Here is a 15,295-nt window from a genome sequence, read left to right on the forward strand (position 1 = left end):
TCCGCGTCGAACACCGGGCCTGAATGATCCCGGAACACATCAATAGAGCGTCGATGGGCAGGCGAGGCAAACCGGGCCAGGACCGGTTCGCCTCGCTTTGCAGCGGTCAGGATGCCGGCTTGTACAGGACCTCCCAGGCACTGTTCTTGGCGTGGACGAACAGGAACGGCTTGATCGCCTCGCGATCGGCCGTACGGCCGACCTTGCCGAGCAGACCGTCGGTCTCTTTCAATGCCGCGAGCCCCGCGCGCATCTTCTCCCTATCCGCGGCAACCGTGTCAGGCTTACCCATGACCTTCTGGGATTCGATCACGTTCTTCAGGATGAACGCGATCTCATAAGCCGCGGCGCTGTGCAGATCGGCGCTGCCACCGAATTTTGCAACCAGTTCAGCCGCCTTGGTGGCTTCCGGAGTGACCGGCGCAAAGCTGGTCGGGATCACAATGCCTTCGGCCTGTGCTCCGCAGCCCTGCAGCGTCTCGATCGACGACGACGACGTAAGGCCGATGAGCAGCTTCGGCTTGACGCCCTGGCGCTGCATTTCCTTGAGCACTCCGCATGTCGTGAACGGATGGGCGGAAATCGCTACCACGTCCGGGTTGGCGCGCTTCATCTCGCGCACCTGGGTTGAGAACGTCGTGTCGTTCAGAAGCCACTCGCCCTGGCCCAGCAACTGGAGGCCGCTGGCTTCAGCCTGCGCCTTGATGACGCCAAAGGTCGCGTTGGAATGCGCGAAATCCTTTTCCACGCCGCCGTAAATCGTCTTGACGTCCGGGTACTGCGTCTTCACCCAGGCAAACAGCGACTTATACATCTCGAATTCGCTCGGCACATTGCGGAATGCCCACTCCGAAATCTTGGCAAGTCCGCCTTTCGCCGCGACGTCGGCGATGATCGGGAATTGAAGCCCGGAGTCCGAGCTGTCGCCGACTTTCTTCTGCAGAATGCCGAACAGCGATTCAGCGACATTCGAGCAAGTCGGTCCGACAGCAATGATCGCATCCGTCGAGGCGATGCGTCGCACGACCGAAATGCCTTCTTCGGCATTGCAGCGATCATCGTAATATTCGAGGGCGATCTTGCCCTTGGTGCCGTCGCCGAGCGTGACGCCGCCGGCATTGTTGATTTGCTCGAGCGCCGCCTTCAGCGCCGCTTCGCTGTTGATGCCGAAGACGCGCACGACACCCGACTTGGCACCGAAGCCTGCGATCTTGACCGCGCGCTCCTGAGCGCCAGCGGGTGAAGTAACAACTAGTCCGGCTATGGCACCCAGAGCCGCAATTAGAGTCAGAGAATTTTTGATCATGACATTTTCCCTCCCGATCGGCGATCGCATCGTAGGCGGTGAAATCTGCAGTTATCCGGAACTTGGCGCCCGGTTCTCATGCGAGAATATCGTTGTATAGCGATACCACGGATGATCTCGGAAAACGATGGAATTGAGTGTCCGATACCGCTGTCCAAACTGTCAATCCAATGGCCGGGCAGGCGGGACCGAGCGACGCAGATCACCTCGCTTCTCGCCAGACGGCCGATTTGCGCCAATATCGGCCGTTCGACGAATTGCCATGCGCTTGTCGACACAGGTCGCAGACCGAACGATGTCGGTCTGGCCGGCGCTCACGCACTCGCCGACAACCTTCGTCCACAACCTCGGCAGCCGCCTCCGGTGCGTGAAGGCATCCATCTGGGCTGATGGCGTTCGACCAGCCCTGGAGAAAACGGAGTGGTCGGCCATGGGCGCTCGACGGGCTGCGATCAGGTTGTTAAGCTCGCCTCCGCAGGGAGACTTTTGAGTCGAGCCATGACCGTTGCGATCGAGATGGGACACACGACGGCAGGCGCCCCGGCTAACCTGGACCTTGAGGAACTGCTGGCGACTCGCCTGCTGGTGCAGGGCAATTCGGGCTCCGGCAAATCCCATCTGCTGCGCCGGCTGCTGGAACAGAGCGCCCCCTGGGTGCAGCAGTCCATCATCGACCCCGAAGGCGACTTTGTTGCGCTTGCCGACCGTTTCGGCCACCTCCTGATCGATGCTCAGGACCATACCGAGCGGGGTCTGCAGGTCGCCGGCGAGCGAGCGAGCATACTTCGTGTCTCCACGGTGCTCAATCTCGAGGGGCTCGATGCCGAGAACCAGATGCGGCGCGCCGCCGCCTTCCTGGACGGGCTTTTCGAGGTCGCCCGCGACCACTGGTACCCGATGCTGGTGGTGGTGGATGAGGCGCAGCTCTTCGCGCCGGCAGTCGCCGGCGAGGTTTCGGACGAGGCGCGCAAACTCTCGCTCGGCGCCATGACGAACCTGATGTGCCGTGGCCGCAAACGCGGGCTTGCGGATATCGACATGGCGCGCGCCGCCGACCTTCTGGGCATGGAGCGGCGACAGGCAGAGGCCTTCCGGGATCTGGAGCGCGGGCAATTCATGGCGCTGGGACCGGCGCTGTCCCGCCGTCCGCTAGGGCTGCGCATTGGTCCGACGGACACCACGCCGCGCAACGCGACCCCGCGCCTGATGCCCCTGCCGGAAGCGACACTGGACGCACGCGCCATCATCCTGGCAGCGCCGCCGCCCGAGAATAATCGGCCCCAGCGCCGGTCGCCGCCAGACCTCCTCGGCCAGCTCATGGCGGCGAAAACCGCGGCGCTGGAGATCCGTCCCGAAGCGGTGGAGCAGCCACTCAGCGCTGAGGAACTGGCGGAGCGGCGTGAGCGCGTGGACCGTATTCTGCGCGCCGTCATGGCGGAACCCGACGCGGGATTCCGTGCCATCGGCGTCCTCTATCAGGAGTTCGTCGTCCGCTGCCGAATAGAGGGCCTCGGTTCGGCTGTGCCGGACCTGGGCGACTTCCGTCGCATGCTGACGCGCGCCCGCGCCGGGCTCGGCTCCGATATGGCAGAGGATGACGGGTGGCAGGATGTCTCGGTCCGCGCCTCACTTCTGCCGGAGGATATGCAGGGCGTCTTCATGATGATTGCCCGCGCCGCGAAGGAAGGTTGGCCCTGCCCGGGCGATGCAGCGATTGCCGCGCCTATGGCTCACATTCGTTGCGCCGTGCACGGCGTCTGCTGACCTACATCGAGGAGCAGGGCCTCATCGTTTGCCAGCTTGACGGTGCCGGTCGGCGGATCGTAACGCTCGTCGAACTGGCCTGGGCGACGGCGCCGGGCGACCCCAATGCCGAGGAACTGCCGGCGGAGCAAGGCTGCAGCCCGGCGCTATGATGTGACGGTCAAGCGCGCACTCAGAAGATACCAAGCCGTGGTGATCTCTTAAATCACACCGGAGATCCGTAAATCTTCGATCTCTGCGCTGCTTAGTTCGAGCAGACCTTTGTAGATATCCTCGTTTTGGGCACCCAGCCCCGCGCCAAGCCAGCGGATCTCGCCGGGCGTTTCCGACAGCCGGGGCACGACGCCGGGAACCGCGATCTCGCCGGCGCGCGAGTCCGTCATTTGGATGTTACCCCGGGCGCGGTATTGCGGGTCTTCGAAAATATCCGCGATGCTGAAGATCAGACTGGCCGGCACGCCTCCCCTCGAACAAAGCGCAAGGACGCTATCGAGGTCGAGCGAAGCGACCCATTCGGCGACGATGCGGTTGACCTCGCCGCGGGCCGCCAGCCGCAGCGTCTGCGGACCATATCGTTCCGCCGAGGCCAGTTCCGGTTGCCCCATCGCTTCCGCCAGCCGCGCGAACATCTGATCACTGGTGCAGGCGATCGCGATCCATTTGCCGTCCTTGGTCTCGTAGTGGCTGTGCGGGCAGACATTGACCGCGTCGGCGCCCATCCGCTCGCGCACATAGCCGAACTTCTGATAGGCAGGCGCAATTTCGTCGAGCACGCGAAACACCGATTCGTACAGTGCGAGATCGACGCATTGCCCCTCGCCGGTAGCCTCGCGGGCCCGCAGCGCAACCAGTGCGCCGATGGCGCCGTACATGCCCGACATGTAATCGGCCAGCGAGGTCGAACCTGGAACAACGGGAATACCGCCGGGCTCGCCGGCAAGATAGGTCAGGCCGGAAAACGCGTGCGCGATTCGGGCAAAGCCCGGCTGCGTCCGCATCGGTCCATCCTGCCCGTAGGCCGAGATACGCACCAGGATCGCACCGGGATTGATCTTCTTGAGCTCCTCATAGCCGAGCCCCCATTTTTCCAACGTGCCGGGCCGAAAATTCTCGACGATGACGTCGCATTTCGCGGCGAGGCGCTTCAGCAGTTCCCGCCCGCGCTCGGTCCCGAGATCCAGCGTCACGCATTTTTTGTTGCGGGCTTCGGAGAGCCAAACCAGCGTATCTCCGCATTCGGTATTTGTTCCAAGACGCCGAAGCGAGTCACCGGTCTTTGGCGGCTCGATCTTGATAACCTCGGCACCGAATTCACCGAGAATGGTGGCGCAATGCGGCCCCGCGATGAACGTGCCGAGGTCGAGTACCCGGATCCCCTCAAGTGCGCTCACGACTTTCCCCCGATGTGGCTGCCCGGTCGAGCAGTTTCCTGGCCAACTTGACGTGCATGAGAGCGACCATCTCACCGCTCCTGTCCTTGAGTGCCCCGCGCCTTTCGCGTTCGGCCGCCGCCATCGCTTCAATGACCTCGTCGGCCCAGGCAATCTGTTCAGCGGTTGGCGTCAGCACCTTTGTCGCTCCACCCATCATGGGGGTGCCGGAGAAGGGATATTTTGATTTCTCGACAGCTTACATTACTCTCTCAATGCGATGAAGCACGAACGAGTACACTCCAAACTAGACCAATTGCGCAAGTTTGTACCGAGATCATGCGCGCCAACCTCGACGCATGTCGGGAAACACTCCAATAGAATGTGGGCAGCGTACGGAAAATCGACATTCTAAGCGGAACGCCGCGGCGTAATTGCAACAAAATCTCTCCAAATGGCCGATGGACATGGCGCTAACAGACGACGCTGGAAAGGACAAACTCGCAATATCGCTAACGACGGCCAATGCACGAGATACCGTCGCGTGGTCTATCGCAACCAAATGCAGAATTCCGCAAGAAGAGCTGGGTGTGCGATGGCTGACCAGTCCAGGTATCTCAGGCCTGACCGAGCAGTTAAGACCGGAGGACATCGCCTTCTGGCTAGCGGCAGTGCATCCCTCTCATGACCAAGGCACCGAAGGACTGGGCACGCTCAGCTTCGAGCAAGCTGCCGCGGTGCTCGACGTCGAGGAAGCCAGCCGCCTGGTGCGCTTCGTGCACATTGAGGATCGAAACAGCTACCTCGCCGCACATGCCGGCGTCCGCCTTTTGCTGGGGAGCATTGTGGGGCACGCCGCCGACGCCTTGCGGTTCCGACCGTCCGAGCACGGCAAGCCGATGCTTGTCACAGACTCGCCAAACATCGACTTCAGCCTGAGTCACGCAAGAGGTGTGGTCGCCGTCGCTGCTGCGCGTTCGCCGGTCGGTGTCGATGTCGAGCCCTTGCGAGAAATCCCCGATCTGGATTCCGTGAGTGAGATCGTCCTGGCTCGCGAAGAGCGTGAGATCCTGTGGAGCACCCCTGCCGCATTGCGGTCGCGGCTATTTCTTCGCTACTGGACCCTCAAGGAAGCCATCCTAAAGGCAGCGGCGCTTGGATTCATCATTCCACCGAATTCGGTGATCATCGACGCCGGCCCGTCACCCGCCGTTCTTTCGCTACCAGCTGCGCTTGGGCCCATCTCGCAATGGCGGCTGATAGCTCCCGCCGCCTGAAGGCTAAGCTATGAGTTCGCGGCGCGAGATCGTCAAAAGCAATGACTCGGCGATCTCCTGCGAACGGGTGGCCAGAACGGAGAGCAACGTGTCGCTCAGGCCGTGAGACGCCTCGGAATACCCCTGGAGATGGATTTGCGGCCGAAACGCAGGGCTTGTGGCGAGCCTGTAATTACGGTCGACAACGTCGTCCTGGATATAGCGCCGTATCGGCTCCAGAAACGGGTGTGGCGTTTCCCTGTCATAGCCGGTTGCAAGAATAACGGCATCGTAGCAAGAGCGGTGATCTCGACCGTCGAATTTATCGACTGTTCGAATCTCAATGCCTTCGACGGCCGCGAGCACCTTTGTGATCTCGCTGCGCGGATGCAATTCGATGCCCGTCGTGCCGCTGACGCGTTGCTGGTATAGCAAGCGATACAACTGATCGAGCAGATCGGAATCGACCACGGCATAGTTGGTATTTCGAAAATTGCGAACGATCGCATCCCGGCGCTCGTCCGGCTGGGCGTAGATGAAATCCGTATAATCCGGATTGAAGATTTCGTTGACGAACGGGCTGCTGTCGGACGGCTTTAATGCATGGCCGCGAAAGATCAGGTCAACGTTCGCGTGCGGAAAACGGTTTCGAAGATCGACCGTCACCTCGACCGCGCTCTGCCCTCCCCCGATAACGGCCACGCATGCCGCCTTGCCGCCGAGGCCGGCGGACTCGACCGTATCGAGGTAGCGGCTTGAGTGGAACAATCTGGAATCATCGGCGATTTTCGTGAAGACCTGCGGGATATTGGGCTTACCTCCCGCCGCAACCACCAGATTCTTCGCAAGCCGCACCGTTTCACCGCCGGCGAACGTGCGTGAATAGACCCGCAACGACGTCACCGACTGCCCCGCTGTTACGGGTTCGATGGCAACGACGGCTTCGCCGTAAGCCGCTTGTGACTTGAACTGCGCTGCCACCCACCGCAGATAATCGTTGAATTCCATCCTGCTCGGATAGAACGTCCGACAGTTGATGAAATCCTGCAAGCGGCCGTGCTTGTGCAGATAGTTCACAAAGGTGAACGGACTGGTCGGATCACGCAACGAAACCAGATCCTTGAGAAACGATATCTGCATATCGCTACCCGGCAAAAGCATGCCGCCATGCCAGGTAAATTGGCGCTGCCTCTCGACGAAAAGAGGAGTGCATTTCAAGCGTGACCTTCTGGCGCACTCGTCCAGCGCGATCGCAAGCGCGAGATTGGACGGCCCGAATCCGACGCCAATGACGTCGTGCTCGATGGCAAGCTGGTGAGACATAAAGCTGCGCTCCGTTCGCGCGTTAGGCTGTGGGTGCCGGACCGGCCGTCGCCGGTAGCCACAGCCGGTCACCAAAGAAGCGCTCGCGCAGCAGCATGACCAGGGTGGCCCGCTTGTGTGGAAAATCGAAGTTCTTGAGCTTCGCGAATCCCGAGAGTTCGAGGTTGCGGAGTTGCTGCGAATGCGCCGCCGCCGGCTCGCCGACGATCCGCTGCGTTCGGCAATCATCCAGGAACATGTAGTGCATCAGCGACGGCAACCACGCACTGATGTAGCGGCGTCCACGATATGCGTCCTCTCCGACCACAACGTGCCAGCCCCGATCGTAATCATCGGCATCGTAGAACGGCGCGATACGGTTTTCCTTGGCCCAATAGACCTCGAAATAGCCGAATGGCGCGTCGCCGAAGCAGCCGATCAGCGGCAGCATGTGCGGATCGGCCAGAATAGTGGACAGATACTTGCGATGCTTTTCGAGATCGCCGGCTTCGTCCCAGAAGGCGTCGACGCGAGGATCGTTCATCCAGCGGTGCAGCAAATGAAGATCATCATTCAGATCCGCAACACGGAACGAGATGACCTCGGCGAGCCAGGGGATGAAGCGGGCATACACCATCCCCATCGGCTTTTGCGGACGTCGCGGATGCCGTTTGCCACCCGTCATGACGTGCAGTTGCGGCATTGGCGGCCGCTCGGCATCGACCAGCCAGTTGTCACGACGCTGCATGACCAAATCCGGAAGCAGCACGAGGTTGCTTCCGGCCACGACAGCGAGGCCATCGTCCAGCAATTCGCGCGCAATCGATTCCCGGACCGAATCCAGAAAAATCCGGTCGAGACCCGGGCGCCATCCGAACATTGCCTCTGCAGCCGCTGAAACCGCCCGCACCGCAAGCCGCGGATCGTCGGGAGCATCGAGCATCTTCAGATGATCCAGCTGCTCATCGAGACGCAGGCGCATCATCGTAGCGCCACCAGCAACGACCCGCAGCTCCGCACCGTCTTGAAGGACCGTCGCGGCGGCGCGCGGCCCGACCGGAAACGCATGAGGGTCTTTCGCGGAGCTCGACGCTTTGTTCATCCGGCACTCGTATTGACGTGATTGCTTCAAACAAGACGCGATCTTCGCTCACGCACGCGATGTAAATCACTCCCGTGCAGGATGACAAGGAATGCCAACGCACCCAGTTTAGATTCCTTACAAAACCAATGAATGACCAGGCCGGGACGTTGCATGCCCTGCTCAAGGCCAGCGCCGGTGGCGCCGGAACTTAGATTCAAATTTTCCGGGAGAATAAAATAGGTCTAAAGAGACGCACCGGTTGGAACAGATGACGGCTCCATGACGTTATGAGCCCTCGCCTCGCCAGCGACAATTTTGCCATGCCGGAGCCGCACAAGGTGGTCCGCCGCGCCAAAATAACGGTCGTCATGTGAGATCACGATGATCGTCTTGCCCAGGCGCTTCAGGTCGGGCAGCAATTCGGTGTAGAAGATGTGCCGGAACGCCGGATCTTGATCCGCCGCCCACTCATCGAAAACCAGAACGGGCCGCTCCTCGAGCCAGGCATTCATCAGAGCCAGTCGCTTGCGCTGGCCGGTGGACAGATCCGTTGTCGTGAATACGCCATTTTCAACCGAAACCTTGTGCGCGACCTCCAATCGCTCAAGATACCGCTCGGCGATATCGGGCACCATTCCCGCTCCCTGCAAAAGATCTTCAAACAGGTAGTAGTCGGAAAAGATTGTCGTGAAGAGCTGCCGGTAGTCATCGCGCGTTTCCGTTACGACCGACAGGCCATCGCGAAGCACCGCGCCACTCTGCGGGGCATAAAGGCCCAGCAGCAGCTTGATGAGGGTGGTTTTTCCGCTGCCATTTTCGCCGACAATGAAAACGATGTCCCCCTGTCGGATATGCAGGTCAATCGGCCCAAGCACGAAAGGATTGCTGCCGGGCACGGTGCGGAAGGCGTATGACACCCCGCGGAGTTCGATCGATTCGATCCTGGCTGACGCTTCCGGCGCGGTCGAAGATGCAGCCAGCAAATCCTGTTCCGGCGTAGAGAACTGTTCCGAGAGCTCGGCGATGCGGCGCATCGCCACCTGTGCGCGGCCGAGTGCGGGCAGAATGCCTATCACCTGGTCAATAGGACCTCGCATATAGAGCAGCACCAACACAAAACCGCTGGAGACCGAGGCGGGACTGTCCGGCCAAAGGAATGGCCGCAGGGTCAGCGCTACGCCGATCACCACGAAGAACAGCATCGTACCGAAGGCCCGTGCGGTGACGAAGAGATTGATCGACTTGATCTGCACCTTGCTGATGTGGTCGACGGTACGCTGTAGCTTGTCGACGTACACGCGCTGCCGGCGGATGCGGTTCAGGCGCAATTCCTTCGCGCCCTCCGCGATCGCCCGGTAGTGCTTCTGCAACTCATCTTCCGAGTCGCGGGCGGCATTGAAGCCCCGAACCCCTCGCGTTCGCGCAAAGGCATGCGCCAGCGAACCCAGGATGATGACCAATCCCGTGATCAGAAACAGCGGCCACGACAATACCGCCAGGTAAACCATGCAGCCGAAAGTGATGACGACGGACACGAAGAAGGACGAGAAGAAGAACGCGAAATCGCTGATCGTGTCGACGTCCTGGGTGAGAACCGGGATCAGGCGATGGGTGCGGTAAATCTCGAGTTGGTCGATCGGCGCCGCCAAAATCTTGGCCGCAAGCGACTTCCGGAGCTCGGCAATGATCCGTTGTCCGACATAATTGGCGCTTATATCGGAACCGATCGAACCAATCAGGATCAGCGAACACAGGCCCGCAAAGGCAAAAAGCAGCGTCACGACATCGCTCTGCGACGCATAGAGGCCGCGATTGACGACCGCTAGCAGCCCCGCAACGCTGGCGCCGCCGACAATACCGAGGACGACGCCACCGAGCACAATCGGCCAATACGGCCGCAGGAGATGCAATATCTGCGCGGTCAGGCCGCTTAGTGGGATCATCATGAGTGCCGCGCTGGATTAAAGCTGGAGCGAACCTACACGGCCCGTGGTGGCACGAACAGCCATGCCGGAGTGATGCGAATACATGATGGCAGTATCGCTATTCCAGCGCTTATTTTCCGGTCTTTTTCGATCGATTCTAATTTGTGAACGGCAACGCGTTCAATAAAATGTCGGGTAGTACTCCCTTTGCATCGCAGCCGAAGAGCGCGTAGGACATGGATCCGGCCGCTGTATCGGACCGCGATACCCGGAAATCGAAGCGCTCGCAGGCCAGCATCGGACAGGCCCGACTGGAGCAGGCCCGACTGGAGAATGACTTTGGATTCGCTCGTTTCCGAAACCCGCATCCAGCTCGCCGATGCCGCCGGTCTTGCTGCCCGAATGATTGATCATCTGGCCGAGCACGACATCGCCTTCGAGGATCAGGGCGGCCTGATGGTGGCGAAACTGCCGTTTGGAACCAGCTCGCTCGCCGTCGAGGCCGAGACACTCAGGATTCGTGTCGAGGCCAACGACAAGGGTCACCTCGAAATGCTGCGTTCGGTCGTAGCCTCCCACGTCATCGAGTTCGCAGGCGACGAGGCACCCGCTATCGTCTGGTCCGGCCATGAATCCGATGGCGGGACGTTGGCTAATTTCCGCGAGGTACGGCTCAAGGCGGCGTTCGATCTCACGCCCCGCATGCGCCGGTTGACTTTCACCGGGGACGACATCACACGTTTCCTGGATGACGATGACCTGCACGTCCGGCTGTACTTTCCACCGGAGGGCCTCGCCAAGCCTGAATGGCCGTGGCCTGCCGCGGACGGACGTATCATGTGGCCGGAACCGGACCGCAGGCCTGTCACGCGCTACTACACGATCCGTCGCATCGATCTGCGGACCCGCGAAATCGACATCGATTTCGTGGTTCATGACCATGCCGGACCTGGCTCCGCATTCGCGCTCAATGCGCAATCGGGCGCCATCTGCGGCATGGCCGGTCCGCTCGGGCGAGGTATTCGTCCGGCGCGCTGGTTTCTGCTGGCAGGCGACGAAACCGCCCTGCCCGCCATCGCGCGCATCCTCGAAACACTGCCGGCGACGGCAATGGGTGAGGTCTTCATCGAAGTCGCCGACCAGCTCGAGGAGGTTCCGCTGATCGCGCCAGCCGGCATGTCGGTTCGCTGGCTGCATCGCGGCGACCGTCCGGCCGGGACAACGCAGCTGCTGGTCGATGCCGTCAAGGCCCTGCGATGGCCCGATCATCGCGAGGTCTTTGCATGGGTCGCTTGCGAAGCACAGGCGCTGAAGGCGCTGCGAAACCATTTGCGCGATGAGCGAAAACTTTCCCGCGAGCAGCATCTTGCGGTCGCGTATTGGAGCCTGCGTCAGCCATGACGTCCCGACGTCCGATACGTGGACCAGCCGGGCTGCGTTCTCCTTGCATCACATAGTTTCCACCGGGCGCTTCCCATGCACGCAGTTCTGCCAACCGAAACCGCCCCGGCGACGCGCGACGCGGCGATGCCCTTGTTTGAACTGGACCAGGTCGGCTTCGCGGTGGCAGGCCGCGCGTTGCTCGAGCCGCTGACCCTGACCCTTCCCGCTCGCAGCGTCGTCGGCCTGATCGGACACAATGGCTCCGGCAAATCGACCTTGCTGAAGATGCTGGCGCGGCAGCAGCCAAACTCCTCCGGTACGATCCGCTTTGAAGGGCGTCCATTGCGGGAATGGAGCGATCGGGAATACGCGCGAAAGGTGGCTTACCTGCCGCAGCAAACCCCGCCCGCCGCCGGCATGCTGGTCAAGGAGCTGGTCGCGCTGGGCCGCTATCCGTGGCATGGCGCGCTCGGCCGATTTGGCGATACCGACCGCAACAAGGTCGCGGAAGCCATGGCGCTCACCCACATCGAGCCGTTTGCGGACCGGCTCGCCGACACACTGTCAGGCGGCGAGCGCCAGCGGGTCTGGATCGCCATGCTGGTCGCGCAGGACGCCGAGTGCCTGCTGCTCGACGAGCCGATTTCAGCGCTCGACATCGCCCATCAGATCGAGGTTCTGTCGCTGGTGCAGCAGCTCGCCCGCGAGCGCAACCTCGGAATTGTCGTCGTTCTCCACGACGTCAACATGGCGGCCCGCTTCTGCGACGAGATCATCGCGCTGCATTCGGGCAGACTGATAACCCGGGGCACGCCTGACAGGATCATGACGCCGGCCGAACTTGAAACCATCTACGGCATCCCGATGGGGGTGATGCCGTCTCCGGATCAAAGCCACCTCATCAGCTTTGCGCGATGAAAGGTCGGATCATCCGCCTTTCCATCGCAGCCCGTTACGCGCGCCGCGGGCGCAACAGCCACACCAGATAAGGACCAGCGAGCATCATCGCGAAGATGCCGGCCGGCATCTGGAACGGGAATATCACCATCCGCCCCGCCCAGTCCGCGAAGACCATCAGGGTGGCGCCAATCAGTCCGGCCAGCGCCGCCTGATGCAGCGCGCGTTGCGCCCCCATCATCCGCGCCATATGCGGCGCGATGAAGCCGACCAGGCTAAGGAGCCCGACCATCAGGGTCGCGGTCGCGGTCAACAACGCGGTCAGCAGCATGATGATGATGCGACTTCTCGTCATGGATACACCCACCGAGCGCGAGGCCGCCTGACCGAGCGGCAGGATATCGAGCCAGCGCGACAACATCGGCACCAGCGCCAGCAGGATGATCGCGGCGACGGCCAATATCGCAGCCTCGGTCGGACCGATCTGATAAAGCGAACCCGCCAGCAACGACAGAAGCATGCCGATGCGGGGGTCACCGGTTGCGAGCACCATGGCCATGATCGCGCCGAAGGCCGCGCTCATGGCCACGCCCGCCAGCAGCACACGCTCCGGGCTGAATTCAGATCGCCGGCTGAACAGCAAAACCAGGCCGAGCACGCTGAAGGCGCCGATCGCGCCGGCTGCAATCTGCGCCGCGCGCGTGTGTGAGGGCAATACGTACAGCAGGACCAGGACACCCATCGCGGCGCCATAGCTGATCCCCATCACCTCTGGAGCCGCCATTGGGTTTCCGGTCATGCGTTGCAGCAGCGTGCCGGCCACCGCCAGCGTTGCCCCCGCAGCCAAGGCCGACACCACGCGCGGCCAGCGCCACGGCAGAAACTCCTGGATGCCGGCAAGGCCGCTCCAACTCCAGCCCTCTGAACCAACCCCGACGGCAAGCGCGATCCAGACCACGAGCAGCAGCAAGGCCAGACCGAACAGGATCACCCGCCAGGGATGGTCGAGACGTGGTGGAACGGATGGCGTGAGGTTTCCCACCGGCGCGGTGGCCCGAAGCCGCGGCAGCAACAGCAGCAACATCGGCGCGCCGATCAGGGCCGTGGCGGCGCCAGCCGGCATTTCGCGATAGCCGGGCGGGATCAGCAGCACGAGCTCATCGGTCAACCACAACAGCAGTGCGCCGCAAAGTGGCGCCCAGATCAGCCGGTCGCGAAAACGGCGCGCGCCTGACAGCATGACGATGGCCGGCGCGGAAAGGCCCACGAAGCCCATCACGCCGACCACGCTGACAACCGAAGCGCTGAGCGCGATTGCGATGCCAAGCGCGCAGACCCGCGCGCCGGTCAATCCGAGGCCGAGATTGCGTGCGGTCTCGTCGTCGAAGCCGAGCAAGGTCAGCGGGCGGACCATGGCCGCGATCAGGACGAAGGAAATGATGAAACGCGGCGCAAGGAACGCGACGTTGTTCCAGTCCTGCTGATTGAGGAAACCCGCGCCCCAGATGAACAGGCCGATCAGGTATTCGTGGTTCAGCAATATCAGGGCCTGGGTCGTCACCGCGCAATAATAAGCAACGATCAGCCCGGCAAGCACCAGCACGACCGGCGATAGCGCACGGCGCCAGGTGAGACCGAACACGCACAGAAACGCAGCGAATCCGCCCAGCAACGCAATCCACTCACGGCCGAAGGTGAGCAGCGACGGCGCCCACAGGGTTGTCACGGACAGCGCGAGATAGGCTCCGTTCAGGACACCGAGGGTGCTCGGTTCAGCAAGCGGATTGCGCAGCACCTGCTGACAGACCGTTCCTGCGAGGCCCAGCGCTGCGCCAGCCAGCAGCGCCACCGCTATGCGCGGAAACACGGTGAAATGCACCAGCATCTGTTGCGGATCGTTGATTTCGGGCCGCCACAGCACCGGCAACCATGCGTTGGCCGGCAGAAACCCCGACAGATGCCGCCACGTCAACGCAGCCGCTGCTGCAAACAGCAACCCGATCAGCACCGCCGGATGCATCGCGATCCCGGAGCGGGCGGGCAGCGCCTCAACCTTGCTCATTTTTTTCCTGCGGCAGACGTTCGGCGAGAAGGCGGGCGAAGCGCTCAGCTGCCGGCACGCCGCCATAGAAGAACTGATTTCCCAGCACCGTCAGCCGCCCCGACCGGAGGAACGGCAGGGTGCGCAACACCGGGCTCGACGTCAGCAGCGCTTCGATATCCGCGACCCGCGAACTCATCAGGATCAGCCGCGCATCCGGAACCGCCGCGAGCACCTCAAGGCCGACGCTGGTATGTCCCCACGGACCGCTCTGCCCGGTCCATGCGTTCTTCAATCCGAACTGGTTCAGCACCTCCTGATAGAGGCTGTTCGGACCGAACACGAGCGCACGATTGCGTGCGATCTCGCTGACAAGATAGAGCGGTTTGCCCCCGCGATTGCGAAGCTGCTCACGATACAAAGCCATCGCCGCATCGAAACGCGCCAGATAGGCTTCGCACGCGGCCTGCATGCCGACCCGCTGCGCGAGCTCCATCGTCGAACTGCGCGCCGTTTCCAGAGGATGGCGACCGGGCTTGAAAATCGTGAAGATCTCGACCGGGGCGATCAGCTTGAGCCGGGGTATTGCGGCAGTGATACTGGGATCGATGATGATAATGTCAGGCGCGAAACTCTGCAGCAGTTCGAGATTCGGCTCCGAACGCAGGCCGATTTCCTGAACGCTGGACGGGATGCCGGGCTCGACGACCAGCCTGCCGTAGCGCTCGATCTCCGGGACCACGAGCGGCACGACCCCTAGCGCCAGCAGCGTCTGTGCACAGGCCCAACCGAGCGCGGCAACGCGCGGCCCGGGCTGTGACGTGGCAGCTTGCGTTGCGCAAAGCGGCCAGTTGCCGAGCAGCACGCCCCCGGCAAGGCTCACGCCTGCGGTGAGAACAGCGCGGCGCGACGGCCGGCAATCGGGGACAATGACAGGCTTTTTGTTCATGGAAATCGGCTCAAAGAG

At 62.1% G+C, this 15,295-nt stretch carries 12 protein-coding genes and 1 pseudogene; 5 read left to right on the forward strand and 8 right to left on the reverse strand.

The features are described from left to right. Nucleotides 1-106 precede the first annotated feature (106 nt). On the reverse strand, nucleotides 107-1,306 hold the full coding sequence (locus JQ567_RS07310; RefSeq protein ID WP_212438188.1) for an ABC transporter substrate-binding protein: 1,200 nt from the start codon (nucleotides 1,304-1,306) through the stop codon (nucleotides 107-109). Nucleotides 1,307-1,804: 498 nt separating this feature from the next. Here JQ567_RS07310 and JQ567_RS07315 point away from each other — a divergent pair. Continuing rightward, nucleotides 1,805-3,222: pseudogene (locus tag JQ567_RS07315) on the forward strand (helicase HerA domain-containing protein). 48 nt (nucleotides 3,223-3,270) lie between these two features. Here JQ567_RS07315 and JQ567_RS07320 read toward each other — a convergent pair. Further along, nucleotides 3,271-4,461, reverse strand: a complete 1,191-nt coding sequence (locus JQ567_RS07320; protein WP_212438189.1) for a CaiB/BaiF CoA-transferase family protein — start codon at nucleotides 4,459-4,461, stop codon at nucleotides 3,271-3,273. Beyond that, nucleotides 4,448-4,639: a hypothetical protein gene (locus JQ567_RS07325; protein ID WP_212438190.1), complete on the reverse strand. Its 192-nt coding sequence runs from the start codon at nucleotides 4,637-4,639 to the stop codon at nucleotides 4,448-4,450. Before JQ567_RS07325 ends, JQ567_RS07320 begins: the two co-directional genes overlap by 14 nt. A 235-nt stretch (nucleotides 4,640-4,874) precedes the next feature. Between JQ567_RS07325 and JQ567_RS07330 the strand changes: the two genes are divergently transcribed. Continuing rightward, complete coding sequence (locus tag JQ567_RS07330) at nucleotides 4,875-5,717, forward strand: 4'-phosphopantetheinyl transferase superfamily protein (RefSeq protein WP_212438191.1); 843 nt, start codon at nucleotides 4,875-4,877, stop codon at nucleotides 5,715-5,717. A gap of 3 nt (nucleotides 5,718-5,720) precedes the next feature. Here JQ567_RS07330 and JQ567_RS07335 read toward each other — a convergent pair whose 3' ends face one another. Next, nucleotides 5,721-7,019 (reverse strand): lysine N(6)-hydroxylase/L-ornithine N(5)-oxygenase family protein, encoded by a 1,299-nt coding sequence (locus JQ567_RS07335; RefSeq protein WP_212438192.1) that lies wholly within the window; start codon nucleotides 7,017-7,019, stop codon nucleotides 5,721-5,723. Nucleotides 7,020-7,041: 22 nt separating this feature from the next. Further along, complete coding sequence (locus JQ567_RS07340) at nucleotides 7,042-7,809, reverse strand: GNAT family N-acetyltransferase (protein WP_312017363.1); 768 nt, start codon at nucleotides 7,807-7,809, stop codon at nucleotides 7,042-7,044. A gap of 138 nt (nucleotides 7,810-7,947) precedes the next feature. Here JQ567_RS07340 and JQ567_RS38090 point away from each other — a divergent pair, with 138 nt between their 5' ends. After that, nucleotides 7,948-8,121 carry a hypothetical protein gene (locus JQ567_RS38090; RefSeq protein WP_249165331.1) on the forward strand — a complete coding sequence of 58 codons (174 nt, stop codon included), beginning with the start codon at nucleotides 7,948-7,950 and terminating at the stop codon, nucleotides 8,119-8,121. A 203-nt stretch (nucleotides 8,122-8,324) separates the two neighbouring features. On the opposite strand, the gene JQ567_RS07345 is transcribed toward JQ567_RS38090, so the two are convergent. Further along, nucleotides 8,325-10,028, reverse strand: a complete 1,704-nt coding sequence (locus JQ567_RS07345) for a cyclic peptide export ABC transporter (protein WP_212438194.1) — start codon at nucleotides 10,026-10,028, stop codon at nucleotides 8,325-8,327. Nucleotides 10,029-10,346: 318 nt separating this feature from the next. Between JQ567_RS07345 and JQ567_RS07350 the strand changes: the two genes are divergently transcribed. Next, on the forward strand, nucleotides 10,347-11,408 hold the full coding sequence (locus JQ567_RS07350; RefSeq protein WP_212438195.1) for a siderophore-interacting protein: 1,062 nt from the start codon (nucleotides 10,347-10,349) through the stop codon (nucleotides 11,406-11,408). A gap of 75 nt (nucleotides 11,409-11,483) precedes the next feature. Next, nucleotides 11,484-12,308 carry an ATP-binding cassette domain-containing protein gene (locus JQ567_RS07355; protein WP_249165304.1) on the forward strand — a complete coding sequence of 275 codons (825 nt, stop codon included), beginning with the start codon at nucleotides 11,484-11,486 and terminating at the stop codon, nucleotides 12,306-12,308. Between the two features lie 34 nt (nucleotides 12,309-12,342). Here the strand turns inward: JQ567_RS07355 and fhuB are convergent, their stop codons facing one another. Further along, nucleotides 12,343-14,349 (reverse strand): Fe(3+)-hydroxamate ABC transporter permease FhuB, encoded by a 2,007-nt coding sequence (gene fhuB / locus JQ567_RS07360; RefSeq protein WP_212438196.1) that lies wholly within the window; start codon nucleotides 14,347-14,349, stop codon nucleotides 12,343-12,345. After that, on the reverse strand, nucleotides 14,336-15,193 hold the full coding sequence (locus JQ567_RS07365; protein ID WP_212438197.1) for an ABC transporter substrate-binding protein: 858 nt from the start codon (nucleotides 15,191-15,193) through the stop codon (nucleotides 14,336-14,338). The genes fhuB and JQ567_RS07365 overlap by 14 nt, the downstream gene beginning before the upstream one ends. Nucleotides 15,194-15,295: the final 102 nt, after the last annotated feature.

This window comes from Bradyrhizobium sp. AUGA SZCCT0431 (assembly GCF_018131065.1).
Taxonomy (GTDB): domain Bacteria; phylum Pseudomonadota; class Alphaproteobacteria; order Rhizobiales; family Xanthobacteraceae; genus Bradyrhizobium.

Bases quoted from the DNA above. Each gene is read 5' to 3' on its own strand.
- fhuB (WP_212438196.1), bottom strand. From the start codon at position 14,349: ATGAGCAAGGTTGAGGCGCTGCCCGCCCGCTCCGGGATCGCGATGCAT.
- JQ567_RS07335 (WP_212438192.1), bottom strand. From the start codon at position 7,019: ATGTCTCACCAGCTTGCCATCGAGCACGACGTCATTGGCGTCGGATTC.
- JQ567_RS07310 (WP_212438188.1), bottom strand. From the start codon at position 1,306: ATGATCAAAAATTCTCTGACTCTAATTGCGGCTCTGGGTGCCATAGCC.
- JQ567_RS07355 (WP_249165304.1), top strand. From the start codon at position 11,484: ATGCACGCAGTTCTGCCAACCGAAACCGCCCCGGCGACGCGCGACGCG.
- JQ567_RS38090 (WP_249165331.1), top strand. From the start codon at position 7,948: ATGATCCAGCTGCTCATCGAGACGCAGGCGCATCATCGTAGCGCCACC.
- JQ567_RS07345 (WP_212438194.1), bottom strand. From the start codon at position 10,028: ATGATGATCCCACTAAGCGGCCTGACCGCGCAGATATTGCATCTCCTG.